Genomic DNA, 18,148 nt, shown 5'->3' on the forward strand with positions numbered 1-18,148 from the left:
CGCGGTGCAGTGCCGTGATACGGCGCTGCGGAGCCGGCCGCCGTACTGGACGACGTACGACTCCGCAGCGCACGGGGACTCTACTCAGCTGTCGGACGAACCGTCAGCCTTGTCGTCGTCCGGCTCGCCGGTGGTCTGGGTGCCCGGCTGGGGCTCCGCGACCGCGACCATCGCCGGGCGGATGATCCGCTCGCCGATCCGGTACCCGGGCTGGAGGATCTGCACGCAGGTGTCCTCCGTCACGTCCGACGAGTAGCTGTGCATCAGCGCCTCGTGGATCGTCGGGTCGAAGGGCTCGCCCTCCTTGCCGAACTGCTGCAGCCCGAGCTTGGCGACGACCGTCTCCAGCGACTCGGCGACCGACTTGAAGCCGCCCGTCACCTCGCCGTGCTCGCGGGCCCGGCCGATGTCGTCCAGCACCGGGATCAGCGACTCCAGGATGTTGGAGACGGCGATCTCGCGGACGGTGGAGCGGTCGCGCTCGACCCGCTTGCGGTAGTTCTGGTACTCGGCCTGGAGCCGCTGCAGGTCGGCGGTGCGCTCGCTGGCCTCGCGCTTGGCGGCGGACAGTTCGTCGGCACCCGCACCCGCGACGGCCTCCTCGGCTGCCTTGAGCACGGCCTCCTCGGCGGCGGAGTCGTCGCCGGGCTGCTCGCCCTGCGGCTTCTCCGTCATGCCGCACCGCCCTTGGGCTTCTCGTCGTCGACGATCTCGGCGTCGACCACGTCGTCGTCCTTGGCGCCCGCGTCACCGGCCGCGCCCGCCGCACCGGCCGCCGCGCCCGCGCCGTCGGCCTGCGCGTACAGCGCCGCGCCGAGCTTCTGGGCGGTGGTGGAGACCTTCTCGGTGGCGGTGCGGATGGCCGCGACGTCCTCGCCCTTGAGGGCTTCCTTGAGCTCGCCGATGGCGGTCTCGACCTCGGTCTTGACGTCGGCCGGGAGCTTGTCCGCGTTGTCCGCGATGAACTTCTCGGTCGAGTAGACGAGCTGCTCGCCCTGGTTGCGGGTCTCGACGGCCTCGCGGCGCTTGGTGTCCTCCTCCGCGTAGCGCTCGGCCTCCTCGCGCATGCGGTTGACCTCGTCCTTCGGCAGCGAGGAGCCGCCGGTGACGGTCATCTTCTGCTCCTTGCCGGTGCCGAGGTCCTTCGCGGCCACGTGCATGATGCCGTTGGCGTCGATGTCGAAGGTGACCTCGATCTGCGGCAGGCCGCGGGGGGCCGGCGGCAGGCCGGTCAGCTCGAACATGCCGAGCTTCTTGTTGTACGCCGCGATCTCGCGCTCGCCCTGGTAGACCTGGATCTGCACGGAGGGCTGGTTGTCCTCGGCGGTGGTGAAGATCTCCGAGCGCTTGGTCGGGATCGTGGTGTTGCGCTCGATCAGCTTGGTCATGATGCCGCCCTTGGTCTCGATGCCGAGGGACAGCGGGGTGACGTCGAGCAGCAGGACGTCCTTGACCTCGCCCTTGAGCACGCCGGCCTGCAGCGAGGCGCCGATCGCGACGACCTCGTCCGGGTTGACGCCCTTGTTGGCGTCCTTGCCGCCGGTCAGCTCCTTGACGAGCTCGGCGACGGCGGGCATGCGGGTCGAGCCGCCGACCAGGACCACGTGGTCGATCTCGGACAGCTGGATGCCGGCGTCCTTGATCACGTTGTGGAACGGGACCTTGCAGCGGTCCAGCAGGTCGGCGGTGAGCTGCTGGAACTGGGAGCGGGTGAGCTTCTCGTCCAGGTGCAGCGGGCCCTCGGCGGAGGCCGTGATGTAGGGCAGGTTGATCGAGGTCTCCGAGGAGGAGGACAGCTCGATCTTGGCCTTCTCGGCGGCCTCGCGCAGGCGCTGGACGGCCATCTTGTCCTTGGACAGGTCGACGCCGTGGCCGGCCTGGAAGACCTTCACCAGGTGGTCGACGACCCGCTGGTCCCAGTCGTCGCCGCCGAGGTGGTTGTCGCCGTTGGTGGCCTTGACCTCGACCACGCCGTCGCCGATCTCCAGCAGCGACACGTCGAAGGTGCCGCCGCCGAGGTCGAAGACCAGGATGGTCTGGTCGTCCTTGTCCAGGCCGTAGGCCAGGGCGGCCGCGGTCGGCTCGTTGACGATGCGCAGGACGTTCAGGCCCGCGATCTCGCCGGCCTCCTTGGTCGCCTGGCGCTCGGAGTCGTTGAAGTAGGCCGGGACGGTGATGACGGCGTCGGTGACCGTCTCGCCCAGGTAGGCCTCGGCGTCCCGCTTGAGCTTCTGCAGGACGAAGGCGGAGATCTGCTGCGGCGTGAAGTCCTTGCCGTCGATGCCGATCTTCCAGTCGGTGCCCATGTGGCGCTTGACCGAGCGGATGGTGCGGTCGACGTTGGTGACCGCCTGCCGCTTGGCGACCTCGCCGACGAGCACCTCGCCGTTCTTGGCGAAGGCGACGACGGACGGCGTGGTCCGAGCGCCCTCGGCGTTGGTGATGACGGTGGGCTCACCGCCCTCAAGAACGCTGACGACGGAGTTCGTCGTACCGAGGTCGATGCCGACCGCGCGTGCCATCGTGAATACCTCCGGGGAGAAGTTGAGCAGTACGGACTCAAGGATGCACGACCGTCCGGGCTGCGTCAACAGCTTTGAGCCGGTGGCGCTCAACTTTACTGAGCGCTTATGTCGCCGGGTCCGTCGCGGCTGCTCCGGGCGGGTGAGTCCTGGCTTAGTGACTGCCGCCATACCTTGAACATCTTCTGACCGGGTGTTAATGCGCGGTAATGTCCGGCGCGTCGACCCTTGAAGTTACTGACCAGTACAATCCGGGGAGACTTGGGGAGCCCGGGAAGACGGAGACCGGGCCGGAGCCGCTGGAGACGGAGAGCGATGCAGCTAGCAGCGATCGTCATCTCGCTGGTCACCTTCGTGATCGGCACCGCGCTCGCCGCCCGGGCGGCGCTGTACATCTACAAGGTGGTGCGCACCGGCTCGGCCGACGGCACCCGTTTCGGGCAGCCCGCGCAACGGGCCGCCACCGTGGTCAAGGAGTTCCTCGGCCACACCCGGATGAACCGGTGGGGGGTCGTCGGCGTCGCCCACTGGTTCGTCGCCGTCGGCTTCTTCTCCCTGGTGCTGACCCTGGTGAACGCCTTCGGCCAGCTCTTCGACGCCGAGTTCGTCCTCCCGGTCATCGGCCACTGGCTGCCCTGGAACGTCTTCGTCGAGCTGATCGGCACCCTCACCACCCTGGGCATCCTCACCCTGATCGTGATCCGCCTGCTCAGCCTGCCCTCCCGGGCCGGCCGCAAGTCCCGGTTCGCCGGCTCGATCGCCTGGCAGGCCTTCTACGTCGAGTACACGATCCTCGGCATCGGCCTGTGCATCATGATGCTCCGCGGCCTGGAGGGCGCCCTGGAGGGCGTCGACTCCTACGACCCGGCCTACCTGGTCTCGTACCCGATCGCCGCCGCCTTCCACGGCACCGCGCACGGCACCCTGGCCAACCTGGTCTACCTGTTCGCGATGCTGAAGATCTGCATCTCCTTCGCCTGGGCGATCACCATCGGCGTCAACCCCTCGATGGGCGTCGCCTGGCACCGCTTCCTGGCCTTCTTCAACATCTACTTCAAGCGCGAGGACGACGGCGCCACCGCGCTCGGCGCGCTGCGCCCGATGACCAGCAACGGCGCCCCGATCGACTTCGAGGACCCGGCGGACGACGCCGTGTTCGGCGTCTCCCAGGTCGAGCACTTCTCCTGGAAGGGCATCCTCGACTTCTCCACCTGCACCGAGTGCGGCCGCTGCCAGTCGCAGTGCCCGGCCTGGAACACCGGCAAGCCGCTGTCGCCCAAGCTGCTGATCATGAGCCTGCGCGAGCACGCCTTCGCCAAGGCCCCCTACCTGCTGGCCGGCGGCGGCAAGTCGATGGAGGGCGAGGAGAAGGCCACCGCCGAGCAGCTCGCCGACGTCCCCGCCGCCGCCCTGGCCGAGGCCGAGCGCCCGCTCATCGGCACCGCCGAGGAGAACGGCGTCATCGACCCCGACGTGCTGTGGTCCTGCACCACCTGCGGCGCCTGCGTCGAGCAGTGCCCCGTCGACATCGAGCACATCGACCACATCGTCGACATGCGCCGCTACCAGGTCATGATCGAGAGCAGCTTCCCGACCGAGGCCGGGACGATGCTCAAGAACCTGGAGAACAAGGGCAACCCGTGGGGCCTGGCCACCAAGGCCCGCCTGGACTGGGTCAAGGAGCTCAAGAAGGAGACCGGCATCGAGGTGCCGGTGATCGGCGAGGACATCGACCCCGCCGAGGTCGAGTACCTCTACTGGGTCGGCTGCGCCGGCGCCCTGGAGGACCGGGCCAAGAAGACCACCAAGGCCTTCGCCGAACTCCTGCACACCGCGGGCGTGAAGTTCGCCATCCTCGGCAAGGAGGAGACCTGCACCGGTGACTCCCCGCGCCGCCTGGGCAACGAGTTCCTGTTCCAGATGCTCGGCGCGCAGAACGTCGAGACCCTGAACGCCGCCCTGGAGGACGCCCCGACCAAGCGGATCGTCGCCACCTGCCCGCACTGCTTCAACACCATCGCCAACGAGTACCCGCAGCTCGGCGGCCACTTCGAGGTCATCCACCACACCCAGCTGCTCCAGCACCTCATCGACGAGGGCAAGCTGCTGCCGGTCAACCCGGTCGAGGGCCTGATCACCTACCACGACCCCTGCTACCTCGGCCGCCACAACAAGGTCTACACCCCGCCGCGCGAGATCATCGGCAAGGTGCCCGGCCTGCGCAACGAGGAGATGCACCGCCACAAGGAGCGCGGCTTCTGCTGCGGCGCCGGCGGCGCCCGGATGTGGATGGAGGAGCGGATCGGCAAGCGGATCAACACCGAGCGGATCGACGAGGCGCTCTCCCTCAACCCCGACATCGTCTCCACCGCCTGCCCGTTCTGCCTCGTCATGCTCTCCGACTCGGTCAACGGGAAGAAGAACGAGGGCGCGGCCAAGGAGCACCTCAAGGTCGTCGACGTCGCCCAGCTGCTGCTGGAGTCGGTCAAGGCCGTCCCGACCGCCGAGGCGGAACCGGTCGACGCCTGACGCCCCCTCACCGGCCGGACCCCGGACGCCCGCTGCGGCCCCGGGGTCCGGCCGTACCCGGGGCGGAACCGGCCGTACCCGGGGCGGAACCGGCCGTACCCGGCCCGCGGACGATGTCCTAGCATCGGCCGCATGACTGCAGACGGGGGAACACCGGGGCCCGGCGGGCCCGCCCACCTGCCGCCGGTGAGCAGCACGCCCGACTGGGCCGCGCTCGCCGAGGCCCGCGAGCGCGAGGAGCGACGCCGCCGGATGCTGCGGATCGGCGGCAGCGCGCTCGCCGTCGCCGTGGTCGCCGGACTGGTCGCCGGAGCCCTGGTGCTCACCCGTCCCTCCACCACCCCCGCGGCCGCGCCCGTCGGCACCGCGCAGCCCGACGGCCCCGCCCCCGCCACCGGCGACACGCCCGGCGCCGCGCCCGCGCCCACCGGCACCGGCGCGCCCACCGCCGACCCCTCCGCGAGCCCCTCCGCCGACCCCTCCGCGTCCGGCGGCGGCAAGCCCTCCGGCAGCCCGACCGGGAAGGCCACCGCCACCCCCGGCAGCGGCAAGCAGCCCTCCGGGGCGCCCGCCACGCTGCCCGGCATGGTGCTGGGCGGCGGCGCCACCATCGGCCGCACCGAGGGCCACAACGGGCCCACCATGGCGCTCTACGGCAACGGCGTCGGCTGGGCCGACAGCCAGGCCCCGGTGGTCGACACCTCCCGCTCCTTCACCGTCTCGGCGGTGGTCCGCAACAACGCCCCCACCGGCGGCCGGGCCGTCGTCACCCAGGGCGGCGACAGCTACTACTCCTTCTACCTCGGCCGCGACTACTGGGGCACCCACAACCAGTGGGTCTTCAAGGTGCAGACCGCCGCCGGGGCCCAGGACAACACCACCTACCAGGCCTTCAGCACCGCCCCCGCCACCACCGGCCAGTGGACGCTGCTCACCGGCGTCTACGACGCGTCCGCGAAGAAGATCCTGCTGTACGTCAACGGACAGCTCCAGCAGTCCACCCCGGTCACCGGCATCTGGCAGACCACCGGCGGCCTGCAGCTCGGCCGGGTCCGCTACAAGTCCCAGTGGACGGACTTCTGGGACGGCGCGATCTCCGACGTCCAGGTCTGGGACCAAACCCTGCCCGCCTCCGCCGTGGGCCGCCTGCAGGCGTCCGGGGGCACCACCGCGGGCCCCGCGCCCGGGCGCTCCTGGCTGCTGCCGTAGACCGGACGCGCCGATCCGCACACCGGATCGACCAGGGCGGTGGCAACCGGACGCTGTTCGGGCAAATAGAGTATGCGGCGGAGCCGGGGAAAGGTCCGGCTCCGTCGAAGGCCATGTCATGCTGCCTCGACCAGTTCCACCGAGCGTGCGCACCGGACCCTGTCGTGCCGGGCCGCCGGAATACGACCACGGGAGACAGCACATGACCCAGGCGATCATGCTGGTCGGCGGGAAGGGCACCCGACTCCGCCCGTTGACCACCCACACGCCGAAGCCCATGCTGCCGGTCGCCGGTGTCCCCTTCATCGCCCACCAGCTGGCCCGCGCCGCCGCGGCCGGCGTCACCCGCGTGGTGCTCGCCACCTCCTACCTGGCCGAGGTCTTCGTCGACCACTTCCAGGACGGCAGCCCGTACGGCATCGAGCTGGTCTACCTCACCGAGGAGGAGCCGCTCGGCACCGGCGGCGCGATCCGCAACGCCGCCTCCGGCCTGACCTGCGGCCCCGACGAGCCGGTCCTGGTCTTCAACGGCGACATCCTCTCCGGCCTGGACATCGCCGCCCTGCGCGACGGCCACAGCGCCTCCGGCGCCGACGTGACCCTCCACCTCACCCGGGTGGCCGATCCGCGCGCCTTCGGTCTCGTCCCGACCGACCCGGACGGCCGGGTGCTCGCCTTCCTGGAGAAGCCGGAGACGGCCGAGCAGATCGTCACCGACCAGATCAACGCGGGCTGCTACGTCTTCACCCGCTCGGTGATCGACCGCATCCCGGCCGGCCGCGAGGTCTCGGTCGAGCGCGAGACCTTCCCCGAACTGCTGGCCGAGGGCGCGCTGCTGCGCGGCGTCGTCGACACCTCGTACTGGCTCGACCTGGGCACCCCCGGCGCGTTCGTCCGCGGCTCCGCCGACCTGGTGCTCGGCAAGGTCGACTCCCCGGCCGTCCCCGGCCCGACCGGCGAGGCGCTGCTGCTGCCCGGCTCGACCGTCGACCCGGCCGCCGTGCTGGGCTCCGGCACCGTGGTCTCCGCGGACGCCGAGATCGCCGCCGGGGCCATCGTCGAGGGCAGCGTGGTCCTGCCCGGCGCCCGGATCAAGGCCGGGGCGTACGTCAAGGACTCCATCGTCGGCGCCTACGCCGAGATCGGGGAGCGCTGCTCGCTGGACGGCGTGGTGATCGGCGACGGCGCCGTCCTGGAGGCCGAGAACGAGCTCCCCGCGGGCCTGCGGATCGCCTGCGGCACCCGGCTCCCGGTCGGCTCCGTCCGCCTGTCCGCGGGCCCCGGCGGCTGCGAGGCCGGCCTGAGCAACGCCGCCGCGGTGCACGCGCCCGGCGCCCGCGTCAGCGGCTGACGCCCACCCCGCGCGGGGCCGGACCGCAGCGTCACAGGACGGCTGCAATCCGGCCCCGCCGCCATGATCACCCGACGGGGGATCAGCCGTTGCGGGTACCGTCGAGACGTGGCTGGCAATCGACACGACGACGGACGGGGCGCCGACCCCCGGCACGGCTGGTCGGCACCCCGGACGGGCGCCCCCCAGAACGGCGACCCGTACCAGGGCGCGCCCACCGGCGTCCCCGAGTACTTCACCGCCCCGCACCCCGCCCACCCGGGGTCGCCCACCCCGCCCGCCCCCGGCGACCAGCCCGGCCACACCAGGGCCTTCGCGCTCGGCGAGCCGCCCTACGGCGAGCCGCCGTACGGCGAGCAGCCCTACGAGCCGCACCCCTACGGCGGCCCGGACGGGTACGGCTACGACCACGGCCAGGACGGCTACCAGGGCGGCTACCAGGGCCACGACGACGGCTACGGCTACGAGCAGGCGCCCCCGGTGGACAACGTCGCCGTCTACCGGGCCGGCGGGCAGGCCGCGCCGCACGCCGGTGGCCCCCGGCTGCCCTGGCGGGAGCTGCTGGTCGGCATCTACCGCCGCCCGAGCGCCACCTTCGACCGGATGCGCGACCACCAGGTGTGGCTGCCCGCGCTGTGCGTGTCGCTGCTGTACGGCGTGCTCGCGGTGTTCGCCATCGACTCCACCTACGACCAGGTGGTGCACTCCACCTTCGCCGTCGCGCTCTGGGCGATCGGCGGCGCCGCGCTCGGCTTCACGCTGGCCGGCGGGGTGCTCTCCGCGGTCACCTACGTCCTGGCCCGGCAGTCCGGCGGCGACGGCCCCTGGCAGTCCACCGTCGGCCTGGCCGCCCTGATCAGCTGGACCACCGACGCCCCGCGGCTGCTGCTCGCGCTCTTCCTGCCGGTCGGCAACCCCGTCGTGCAGGCGGTCGGCTGGGCGACCTGGATCGGCTGCGCCGTGCTGCTGACCACCATGGTGCGCCGGATCCACGACCTGCCCTGGGGCAAGGCGGCCGGCGCGGCCGCGGTGCAACTGCTGGCGCTGCTGGTGCTGATCAAGCTGCCCACCCTGGGCTGAGGACGCGCCCGGACCCGTTTGTAGGGTGAGGTGGTTCCGCCCACCCTCACTTCCCGTCCGGAGCCCGCGCATGAGCCTGCCCACCACCCACGTCAGCTTCCCGGCCGGGGCGGTGACCGGCGAGTCGCCGGTCCTCGCCGTGCACGCCCTGCCGGACGGCCGCACCGCGGTGGTCACCGCGGCCACCCCGTTCCACCCGGTCGACCACACCTGGCCCGACCAGCCCGCCGACCACGGCACCCTCACCCTCGACGGCACCGCCCACCCCGTCCTGGACTGCCTCACCGGCGCGCACGGCCCCGACGGTGAGTTCGCGGTCGGCACCGACATCCCGGTCCGGCGCGGCGACGAGGACTGGGCCTGGCTGGTCCTGCACGTGCTGCCCGCCGGGGCGCTCGGCCCGGAGGCCGTCGGACGCACCGCGCGACTCGCCGTCGACGCCGACCGCCGCGCCGCCCTCAGCGCCGCGCACACCGGCTGCCACCTGCTCGCCCTCGCCCTCAACGCCGCGCTCGCCCCGCGCTGGCGCAAGGACCCCGGCCGCGCCGACGCCCTCGGCCACCCCGACTTCGACAGCCTCGCCATGGACAGCTCGGTGATGGACACCACCGCCAGCACCGACACCTACCGGATCGGCAAGTCCCTGAAGAAGAAGGGCTTCACCACCGACGCCACCGACACCCTCCCGGCCCTCGCCGACGCCCTGCCCGCCCTCACCGCCGAGGTCAACGCCCGCCTCGCCGCCTGGGTCGCCGCCGACGCCCCCGTCCGGATCGACACCCCCGGCCCCGAGCTCACCGCCCGCCGCCGCTGGCACACCGACCTCCCCGAGGGCCCGGCCGCCATCGCCTGCGGCGGCACCCACCTCCACCACCTCGGCGAACTCACCGCCCTGCGCACCGAGCTCGCTCTCTCCCCGGACGGCACCGAACTCACCGCCGTCACCACCCCCGTCCGCGCCTGACCCGCCCGCGCATGCGGCGAGGGCCGACCCCGTCCGCCGGGGTCGGCCCTCGCCGCGGGAGCCCGCGCCCTCAGACCTGCGTGCGGTGGAAGTTCAGGTACGAGCGGGACGCCGTCGGGCCGCGCTGCCCCTGGTAGCGCGAGCCGTAGCGCTCCGAGCCGTACGGGTGCTGGGACGGCGAGGAGAGCCGGAACAGGCACAGCTGCCCGATCTTCATCCCCGGGTACAGCTTGATCGGCAGCGTCGCCACGTTCGACAGCTCCAGCGTCACGTGCCCGCTGAACCCCGGGTCGATGAAGCCCGCCGTCGAGTGCGTCAGCAGCCCGAGCCGGCCCAGGCTCGACTTGCCCTCCAGCCGCGAGGCCACGTCGTCCGGCAGGGTGATCACCTCGTAGGTGGACGCCAGCACGAACTCGCCCGGGTGCAGGATGAACGCCTCGTCGCCCTCCGGCTCGACCAGCCGGGTCAGGTCCGGCTGTTCCTCGGAGGGGTCGATGTGCGGGTAGCGGTGGTTCTCGAAAACCCGGAAGAACCGGTCCAGTCGGACGTCGATGCTCGACGGCTGGACCATCGACGGTTCGAACGGGTCGATCACGACCCGCCCCTTGTCGATCTCGGCACGGATGTCGTTGTCGGAGAGCAGCACGCCCCGAGCGTACGTGCCGCGGGGCGGGCGCCCCAAAAGCGCCCGCCCCGCGGTCCTGCTCCCGCGACCGGCTACGACAGCGACTCCACCGCCACCAACCGCAGCCCGCGCGCCAGTTCGTCCGCCGACAGCTCCGACACGTCCGCCGGCACCGAACTCCGCAACCGCCCGCACCGCGGGCACCGCAGCAACCGCCCGGGCCCCAGCCGGCCCGCCTGCAGGTGCTGCATCGGGAACGCCGTCGTACTGAACACGTGCCCCTCGGCACAACGAACCACGGTGCGCTGCTCCATCGGTCCCCTTCCCACACTTCCGCCGACAGCGTCACATTAGGGGATCTACCGGACACCGCCCACCCAGGCTCGCCGCCGCCCGGACCCTGCTCTCACCACCCCGCACGATGGGGTACAGTGGTCCTTGATCGGGCCGTCACTGACGGGCCGTCAGTTGCGGGTGTAGTTTAATGGTAGAACATGAGCTTCCCAAGCTTAGAGCGCGAGTTCGATTCTCGTCACCCGCTCCAGCAGAAAGCCCCAGGTCAGCGACCTGGGGCTTTCGCCTTGTCCGGGCTGCGGGGCGCTCGGTGGAGGGGGAGCAGGGACCCGCCGCGGTGCGCTCCGGTCTCCGGGAGGGGGGTGGGACCTCGTGGCCCCCGCGAGGGGGGAGGGCCTCGGTCGTGCCGGGGGCGATCCGGTTGGTGGCGACAGGTCGAGCTCCTCCGGTACGTCGACGCCCCCGTTGGTCCGGAATCCGACCGCCCGCACCTGCCACCTACGCTCGTCCGACCCGTCCCGGGGGCTTCTGACCGACTCCGTTGTCAGGATGAGGTGTTGATGGGATCGGCGGGACGGTCGGGGACGCGGGGGAGGGTGCGGACCGGACGGGTGAGCAGGAGGGCGAGCGGGGTCAGCAGGGCCACCAGGACGCCGACCGCGAGCACCTGGGAGGTGCCGAAGGCGCGGGCGGCGGGGCCCGCCAGGGCGGAACCGAGGGGGTACAGGCCGACCGACCCGGCGACCTCGTAGGCGTGGACGCGGTTGAGGACCTCGCCGGGCACCTGGGTCTGGACGGCCGTGGACCACATCACGCCCCAGACGCCGATGCCGGTGCCGACCAGCACCTGGGCGGCGGCGAGCAGCCAGACCGGGGCGTGCAGCAGGACGGCGAGGGGGTAGAGCGGGTAGGCGAACATGGCGGCCGCACCGGCCGCGAGCGGACGGCGCGGCTTGTAGCGGATGGCGAGCAGGCCACCGGCCACGGTGCCCGCGCCGAGCGCGCAGTTGACCAGGCCGAACGCGGCGGGGCCGTGCTCGGGCACCACGACGCCTGCGGCGAGGGAGAGTTGGGGGCCCCAGGCGAGGACGGCGTAGACCATCCAGACCAGGATGACGCTCCACAGCCAGCTCCGGGAGCGGAACTCCCGCCAGCCGACCGCCAGGTCGTGCCGGAACGAGTGCCCCGCGGGCGGGGCCGGGACGCGGCCCAGGCGCAGCGCGAACAGGCAGGCCGCACTGGTGGCGTAGGCGAGCGCGGACAGCGCCATCACCCAGCCGGTGGACCCGAAACCGACCAGGACGCCCGCCAGCGCGGGCCCGCCGAGGCCGGTGAGCGCCTCGGAGGTGCGCAGCACGCCGTTGGCGCCCTGCACGTCGCGGGCGACCAGCGGCACGGTCGAGGACGCGCCGGGCTGGAACAGGGCGTTGGCCGTGCCCGCCACCGCCAGCAGGGCGTACAACTGCCAGAGGCGGTCGACGCCGTGCCAGAACAGGACGGCCAGCAGGACGTGCGCGGTGAGGTTGGCCAGGTCCGCGACGATCATCATCCGGCGGGCGGTGAACCGGTCGGCGAGGACGCCTCCGAACAGCACCAGCCCCGCGAACGGCGCGACCAGGAAGGCCATCGCGTAGCCCGCGGTGTCCAGGCCGTGCCCGGCGGAGAGCAGCCCCGCCGAGACGGCGACCGGGAGCATCGCCCAACTGAGCAGGCCCGCGCTGCGGGCGGTGAAGTAGCGGCGGAAGTCGCGGGACCAGATGGCGGGTTCGGGGGGAGGGGTGGAGGGGAGGGCGGAGGTGGTCGGGGCGGTCGGGGCGGGCGGGGCGGACGGGGTGGCGGGCACGGCGGGTTCAGTCCTTCGCGTCGGTGCGGTGCGGGAGGGTGGCTGCGGTGGCGGTGGCGGTGGCTGGGGTGGTGACGGTGGCTGGGGCGCTGACTGCGGCGAGTTCGGCGCGTAGCTGGGCGTTCTCCCGTTCCAGTCGGGCGAGTCGGTCGCGGGCCGGGTCCAGGGCGTCGGCGAGTTCGCGTTCGGTGAAGCGCGGGGTGATGTGCTGGGAGCAGTTCCAGGCGTACGCCTCGACGCGGACGGTGACGAGCTGTTCGACCCGGCCGTCGGTGCGCGGGGAGGCGAGGCGCTCGGCGAGGGACGGGTCCCGGTCGGCGGGGACGGCGGTGGCACGGCCGAAGACCTTGAGGCGGGCCTGCCGGGCGTGGTCGAGGAAGAACAGGGCGACCCGGCCGTCCCCGCCGCGCAGGTTGCCGGTGGTGAGGTACCGCCGGTTGCCGCGGACGTCGAGGTAGCCGAGGGTGTGCGGGTCCAGGACGTGGACGAAGCCGGGCGGGCCGCCGCGGAACTGGATGTACGGCCAGCCGTTCCCGTTCACGGTCGCGAACAGGAAGCCGTCCAGGCCGCGGACGAAGGCGGCCTCGGCGTCGCCGAACGGCTCGGGACCGTCGTCGAGGTGCGGGGAAGAGGGGACGGAGGCGCGCAGGCGGCGGGCGGCCGCGGCGCTGCCCATCTCCTGCTGGAGGCGGCGTACGGCGGGGGTGTGGGCGAGGCGGTCGTAGCGGCTCAAGGTGTCACCTCGGGGTCCGGGGCGGGGAGGTGCGAACACCGTAAGGAGCCGGGCTGTACGGGCGACCGGAGCGGGACCAGAGGGCGGGAGGGGCCCGACGGGCGCGCTGAGCTGGGGTGACGGGGCGGAGCGGAAGTTCGGTGGAACTTCCGGGTCAGCGCAGCGGGGTTCCGCCCATCGCGCGGGCGGCCCGCAGGGCCTCCCGGCGGTGCCGGACGGCGTCGGCGTCGGCGCCCAGGGCGGCGGCGGCCAGGGCGAGGACGAGGTGGGTCCGGGCCTTGCCGGGGAGGTGGCCGGCGCTGCGGTGCAGGGCGAGGGCCTCGGCGCCGAGGGAGAGGGCGGCGGGCGGATCGCCGAGCCGGGTGCGGACGTGGGCCAGCACGGTGAGGGCGTCGCCTTCGAGCACCCGGAACCCGGCCTCGCGGGCGAGCCCGAGGGCGCGCTCGGCGCAGCGCAGCGCGGCGCGCGGATCGGTGTCGAGCAGCGCGGCGGCGAGGCCGGACAGGGCGGCGACCTGCGGGTGGCGGTCGCCCGCGGCCTCGGCCGACTGCAGCGCCTCGCGGTGCGCGGTGGCCGCCTCGGCGGCCCGGTGAGCGCGCAAGTACGCGCTGCCGAGGGCGAGTTGGGCGTTCGCCTCCAGCGCCCGGTTGCGCACGGCGCGGGCGGCGGTGAGCGCGCTGTGGGCCAGCAGTTGCCCGGTGGCGTGGTCGCCGAGGTCGGTGTGGGCGCAGGAGAGGCAGGTCAGCGCGACGGCCTCGCTGAACCGGTTCCGGTGCCGACGGTGCACCGGCAGGGCCTCGCCGATCTCGCGGATGGCCTCCCCCGGCTGTCCGAGCGCCCGCCGTACGACGGCCAGGTTGGTCCGGGCGATCGCCTCCCGGTCGGCCGGGCCGTCGAGGACGTCGAAGGTGCTGAGCGCGTCGAGGGTGCTGAAGGTGCTGAAGGTGTCGAGGGCGCGGGCGGCGTGCGCGAAGTGCTCGGCGGCCTCGGGCAGGCGGCCGAGCTTCCAGCAGATCAGGCCCAGCACGGTGATGTCGTCGGGGTGCGGGCCGTGCTGTCGTGCGGTGGGCGGCCGTCCGGCGCCGCACACCCGGGCGGCGGCGTCGGTCAACTGTCGACGGGTCGTCAGTTGACTGCTGTCGGTCGGGCGATCGACGACAAGAGGGCGATCGACGTCAACCGCGTGATCACCGCACATCAGCTGCGCGGCGTCAATCAGTGGATTGATGTCCACCCCCCGCCGCTCCCCGGCCCCCGCCTCCGCCCCCGCCCCCACCCCCGCCGCGTACGGGTGGAGCAGGCCCGGGAGGCGGTGGTGGCCGGGCGGGTGCTCGCGGACGAGGTGGGCGTCGGCGAGGCGGGCCAGCAGGGCGGTGGTCTCGGCGGGGGTGGTGGCGAGTTCGGCGGCGGCGAGGGCGGTCACGGCGTCGGTGCTGAGACTGGGGGCGGGGGCGTGGCCGAGGAGGCGGAACAGGTGTCGGGCGGGGGCGGGGAGGGCCCGGTAGGAGCGGTCGAAGGCGGCGCGGAGGCCGGTGTGCGGGTCGTCGGCGAGGTCGAGCCGGGCGAGCAGGGTGGCGTCGGGGTGCGCGGGGGCGTGGTCGGCGAGGGTGGCGCCGCGGGTGGCCAGGTCGGCGGCGGCGATCCGCAGGGCGAGCGGGAGCCCGCCGCAGGCCCGGACGAGCCGGTGGGCGGCGGCCGGCTCGGCGGCGACCCGGTCGGGGCCGAGGACGGTGCCGAGCAGCAGGCTGCCCTCCGCCGGGTCCAGCGGGTCGAGGTCGAGGCGGCGGGCGCCGTGGCCGACGAGCAGGCCGGTGAGCCGGTTGCGGCTGGTGACCAGGACGGCGCAGCCGGGGGCACCGGGGAGCAGGGGGCGGACCTGTTCGGCGTCGCGGGCGTCGTCGAGGACGATCAGCAGTCGGCGGTCGGCGAGCAGGGTGCGATAGAGCGCGGCGGCCTCGTCCGGGTCGGCGGGCAGCCGGTCGGACGGTGCGCCGAGGGCGCGCAGGAAGCGGGCCAGCACGGTGTCCGGGTGCTGCGCGGGCCGGTGGGAGTGGCCGCGCAGGTCGGCGAAGAGCTGCCCGTCCGGGAAGCGGTCGCGGTGCCCGTGGGCCCAGTGGGTCGCGAGGGCGGTCTTGCCGACGCCGGGCGGCCCGACCACCGCGACGAGCGGTGCCCGGATGCCCGGGGCGGGAGGAGCGGGGGAGGCCGAGGCGGCCGGGAGCAGGGCGTCGAGTTCGCGCAACTGCCGGAGGCGTCCGACGAACTCGCCTGGCTGGAAGGGGAGTTGGGCCGGGATGGGAAGGCGAGGTGGCGACGGTTCGGGAGCCCGGGTGAGGGCCCGGGTGAGGGCTGGTGCGGGGGCCCGGGTGGGGAACTGGCCGCGCAGGACGCGTAGCTGAGCGTCGTGGAGTTCGGGGCCGGGGGCGACGCCGAGTTCCTCATCGAGGCGGGTGCGCAGCCGGGTGTAGGTGTCCAGGGCGGCGGCCTGGCGGCCGCTCGCGGCGAGGGTGAGGATCAGCCGGGCGTGCAGGCCTTCGTGCAGGGGCTCGGTGTGGGCGAGTTCCCGGAGCAGCGGGACGGCGTGTTCGGAGCGGTGCAGCAGCAGGGCGGTGTCGGCGTGCAGCAGGGCGGCGCGGAGGCGGCGTTCGTTGGCGGCGACCGCGGCGGGGTGGCGGCGCAGGGCGGGGTCGGCGTCGGCGAGGACGGGGCCGCGCCAGTGCCGCAGGGCGCGGGTGAGGTCCCGGTGGGCGGTGTCGGGGTCGGGGGCGTGCCGCAGGCTGGTGGTGCGGGTCAGCAGGTCGTCGAACCGGCCGAGGTCGGTGCGGTGGCGGGGCAGGCCGAGTCGGTAGCCGGTGGGGGTGCGCAGGACGCCGGACGGGGGGTCGTCGGGGGCGAGGAGTCGGCGCAGTCGGCTGACGTGGGTGTGGATCAGGCTCTGCTGGGAGCCGGGCGGGCCGTCGGGCCACAGGGTGTCGGTGATCTCCTGCCGGGTGGCGGCGGCGGGGTGGGTGAGGGCGAGCAGGCCGAGCAGGCGGCGCAGGGTGGGGCTGTCGATCGGTACGGTGTCGCGGCCGCGGCGCAGCAGCAGCGGGCCGAGCAGCAGCAGGGTGGTGCGGCCGGGCCCGGTGGCGGTGGCGGTGTCGAGGCCGGTGGCACCGCCGGTCGCGCCACCGGTCGCGGCGGCGGACCGGAGGTCGGCGGCCTGACGTTCGGTCAACCCGAGGGCGTCGACGAGTCGTCGGACGGTGTTCTCGCGGGGCCGTCGCACGCGCCCGTGTTCGAGGTCGCGCAGGGCCCGGGCGCTGAGCCCGGCGCGGGCGGCGGCGTCCTGCTGGCTGGTTCCGGTGCGGGTGCGCAGCTCGCGGAGCAGCGTGCCGAAGGCGGGCTGGTCGGCCGCCCCGTGCTCCGTCATGACGCTCCTCGCCCCCGTGCCGTCCCCGGCCGTCCCCGGTAGCCCCGGCCACCCCGGCCCGCGCCGACCGGTGCCGCTGGCCCGCGCCGACCAGTGTCCCCGTCGCGCGCCGCGCCGGGCAAGGCGGGGCAGTGGCGGCCGTCGGGAGACGAGCGGGGAGGAAGCGGGGCGGTTTCCATGGGAACGGATGTGCGCCCTGTTTATGCTGAGGCGTCAAGATCGCCGGGGGAACGGTGAGTTAGGGATTCACCACTGACTGCCTGGAGGGCGCGATGTCTGTCTGTGTGATCGGTGCGGGTCTGTCGGGGCTGGCGGCGGCGTACGCGCTGCGCGAGCGCGGGCTGGACTTCGTCTGCCTGGAGGCGGCCGCCGAGGTGGGTGGGGTGTGGCGCGACCGCGCACCGGGCGAGCCGGGGCCGGCCTACCGGGCGTTGCACCTGAACACGGCGAAGGGGCTGACGGCGTTCAAGGGCTTCCCGATGGACGAGGACCTGCCGATGTACCCGAGCCGTGGGGACATGGCGGAGTACCTGCGGACGTTCGCGGAGCGGGCCGGACTGCTGCCGTACGTGGAGTTCCGCACCGAGGCGGTGTCGGTGCGTCAGGACGCCTCCGGGGGATGGCGGGTGGTGAGCCGGGACGCCGGCGGGCTGGAGACCGTGCGCGTCTTCGACCAGGTGGTGGTGGCCTCGGGTCACCACACGGTGCCGCTGATGCCGGACCCGCTGCCGCCGGGGGCGGACTCCTTCACGGGTCGGATCCTGCACTCGATGGAGTACGTGGACGGCGCGGACTTCGCCGGTCAGCGCGTGGTCGTGGTGGGCCTCGGCGCGTCGGGGGTGGACATCGCGGTGGACCTGTCGCGGCACGCGGCGCGGACGACGGTGTCGGTGCGCCGCGGCCAGCACGTGGTGCCCAAGCAGCTGTTCGGCATATCGGTGGAGGAGATCGCGGTCGCTCCGTGGTTCACCGCCAAGTCCCTGCCGGAGCAGCAGGAGTTCATCGAGGAGGCGCTGCGGGTGGCGCGCGGTCCCCTCTCCGGGTACGGCCTGCCCGAGCCGGAGAACCGGATCTTCGCGACGCCGGTGACGATCTCGGACGAGATCCTGAGCCGGATCCGGCACGGCGCGGTCCGGCCGAAGCCGGGCATCGAGTCGCTGGAGGGTTCGACGGTCCGCTTCACGGACGGGAGTTCGACGGAGGCGGACGCGATCGTCTACTGCACGGGGTACGGCTGGTCGTTCCCGTTCCTGCCGGCGGACCACCCGGCGGGCGGGCACGGCCCGGTGCCGCTGTACCGGCGGATGGTGGACCCGGAGCGCCCGGGCCTGTTCTTCCTGGGCCTGTTCCGCCCGGTGGGTTCGATCACCAGGCTGGTGGAGGCGCAGGCGCAGTGGTTGGTGCGACTGGTCACCGGTGAGTCGGTGCTGCCCGCCGCGGACGTGATGCGCAAGGAGACCGACGGGCACCTGGCCGGGATCGAGCGCCGCTACGGCCTGTCGGCCGGGTCCTCGTTGCAGGTCGACGTGAACGGCTACCTGCGGGAGTTGACGGGGGCCTAGGCCGCAGCGGAGGGCTCGGGGGAG

12 protein-coding genes, 1 tRNA gene and 1 pseudogene are annotated in these 18,148 nt (G+C 73.5%); 7 read left to right on the plus strand and 7 right to left on the minus strand.

The window, feature by feature from the left end; translation table 11 throughout:
* Positions 1-84 precede the first annotated feature (84 nt).
* Both grpE and dnaK read right to left on the minus strand, forming a co-directional pair.
* Entirely contained in the window at positions 85-675 is a 591-nt protein-coding gene (gene grpE / locus ACFY00_RS06680) for a nucleotide exchange factor GrpE (protein WP_388027919.1), read from the minus strand.
* On the minus strand, positions 672-2,522 hold the full coding sequence (dnaK, locus tag ACFY00_RS06685) for a molecular chaperone DnaK (protein ID WP_388027921.1): 1,851 nt from the start codon (positions 2,520-2,522) through the stop codon (positions 672-674). The genes grpE and dnaK overlap by 4 nt, the downstream gene beginning before the upstream one ends.
* Before the next feature lie 315 nt (positions 2,523-2,837).
* Between dnaK and ACFY00_RS06690 the strand changes: the two genes are divergently transcribed.
* The 5 genes and pseudogenes from ACFY00_RS06690 to ACFY00_RS06710 all read left to right on the plus strand — a co-directional run bounded on the left by ACFY00_RS06690 (position 2,838) and on the right by ACFY00_RS06710 (position 9,655).
* A complete protein-coding gene (locus ACFY00_RS06690) occupies positions 2,838-5,051 on the plus strand; it encodes a (Fe-S)-binding protein (protein ID WP_388027922.1) in 2,214 nt (737 codons plus the stop codon).
* 132 nt (positions 5,052-5,183) lie between these two features.
* Positions 5,184-6,260, plus strand: a complete 1,077-nt coding sequence (locus tag ACFY00_RS06695; protein ID WP_388027923.1) for a LamG-like jellyroll fold domain-containing protein — start codon at positions 5,184-5,186, stop codon at positions 6,258-6,260.
* A 202-nt stretch (positions 6,261-6,462) separates the two neighbouring features.
* Positions 6,463-7,536 (plus strand): annotated as a pseudogene (locus ACFY00_RS06700) (sugar phosphate nucleotidyltransferase); the annotation flags it as partial.
* 183 nt (positions 7,537-7,719) lie between these two features.
* Entirely contained in the window at positions 7,720-8,691 is a 972-nt protein-coding gene (locus ACFY00_RS06705; RefSeq protein ID WP_388027925.1) for a YIP1 family protein, read from the plus strand.
* Between the two features lie 70 nt (positions 8,692-8,761).
* Positions 8,762-9,655 carry a metal-dependent hydrolase gene (locus tag ACFY00_RS06710; protein WP_388027927.1) on the plus strand — a complete coding sequence of 298 codons (894 nt, stop codon included), beginning with the start codon at positions 8,762-8,764 and terminating at the stop codon, positions 9,653-9,655.
* A 70-nt stretch (positions 9,656-9,725) separates the two neighbouring features.
* On the opposite strand, the gene dcd is transcribed toward ACFY00_RS06710, so the two are convergent.
* Together dcd and ACFY00_RS06720 are read right to left on the minus strand one after the other, a co-directional pair.
* Complete coding sequence (dcd, locus tag ACFY00_RS06715) at positions 9,726-10,301, minus strand: dCTP deaminase (protein ID WP_285734070.1); 576 nt, start codon at positions 10,299-10,301, stop codon at positions 9,726-9,728.
* 71 nt (positions 10,302-10,372) lie between these two features.
* Positions 10,373-10,594: a hypothetical protein gene (locus tag ACFY00_RS06720; RefSeq protein ID WP_285734454.1), complete on the minus strand. Its 222-nt coding sequence runs from the start codon at positions 10,592-10,594 to the stop codon at positions 10,373-10,375.
* A gap of 156 nt (positions 10,595-10,750) precedes the next feature.
* On the opposite strand from ACFY00_RS06720, the gene ACFY00_RS06725 reads away from it, so the two are divergent.
* Positions 10,751-10,824: transfer RNA gene (locus tag ACFY00_RS06725), tRNA-Gly, on the plus strand.
* A 294-nt stretch (positions 10,825-11,118) separates the two neighbouring features.
* Here ACFY00_RS06725 and ACFY00_RS06730 read toward each other — a convergent pair.
* The 3 genes from ACFY00_RS06730 to ACFY00_RS06740 all read right to left on the minus strand — a co-directional run bounded on the left by ACFY00_RS06730 (position 11,119) and on the right by ACFY00_RS06740 (position 16,562).
* Positions 11,119-12,417 (minus strand): MFS transporter, encoded by a 1,299-nt coding sequence (locus ACFY00_RS06730; protein WP_388027930.1) that lies wholly within the window; start codon positions 12,415-12,417, stop codon positions 11,119-11,121.
* Between the two features lie 7 nt (positions 12,418-12,424).
* The gene (locus tag ACFY00_RS06735; RefSeq protein ID WP_388027932.1) at positions 12,425-13,150 is read right to left on the minus strand and encodes a pyridoxamine 5'-phosphate oxidase family protein; all 726 of its coding nucleotides are present in this window, start codon (positions 13,148-13,150) and stop codon (positions 12,425-12,427) included.
* Between the two features lie 154 nt (positions 13,151-13,304).
* The gene (locus ACFY00_RS06740) at positions 13,305-16,562 is read right to left on the minus strand and encodes a BTAD domain-containing putative transcriptional regulator (RefSeq protein ID WP_388027933.1); all 3,258 of its coding nucleotides are present in this window, start codon (positions 16,560-16,562) and stop codon (positions 13,305-13,307) included.
* A gap of 272 nt (positions 16,563-16,834) precedes the next feature.
* On the opposite strand from ACFY00_RS06740, the gene ACFY00_RS06745 reads away from it, so the two are divergent.
* Positions 16,835-18,124 carry a flavin-containing monooxygenase gene (locus tag ACFY00_RS06745; protein ID WP_388027934.1) on the plus strand — a complete coding sequence of 430 codons (1,290 nt, stop codon included), beginning with the start codon at positions 16,835-16,837 and terminating at the stop codon, positions 18,122-18,124.
* Positions 18,125-18,148: the final 24 nt, after the last annotated feature.

The organism is Kitasatospora sp. NPDC001540, from assembly GCF_042894345.1.
Classification (GTDB): Bacteria; Actinomycetota; Actinomycetes; order Streptomycetales; family Streptomycetaceae; genus Kitasatospora; species Kitasatospora phosalacinea_C.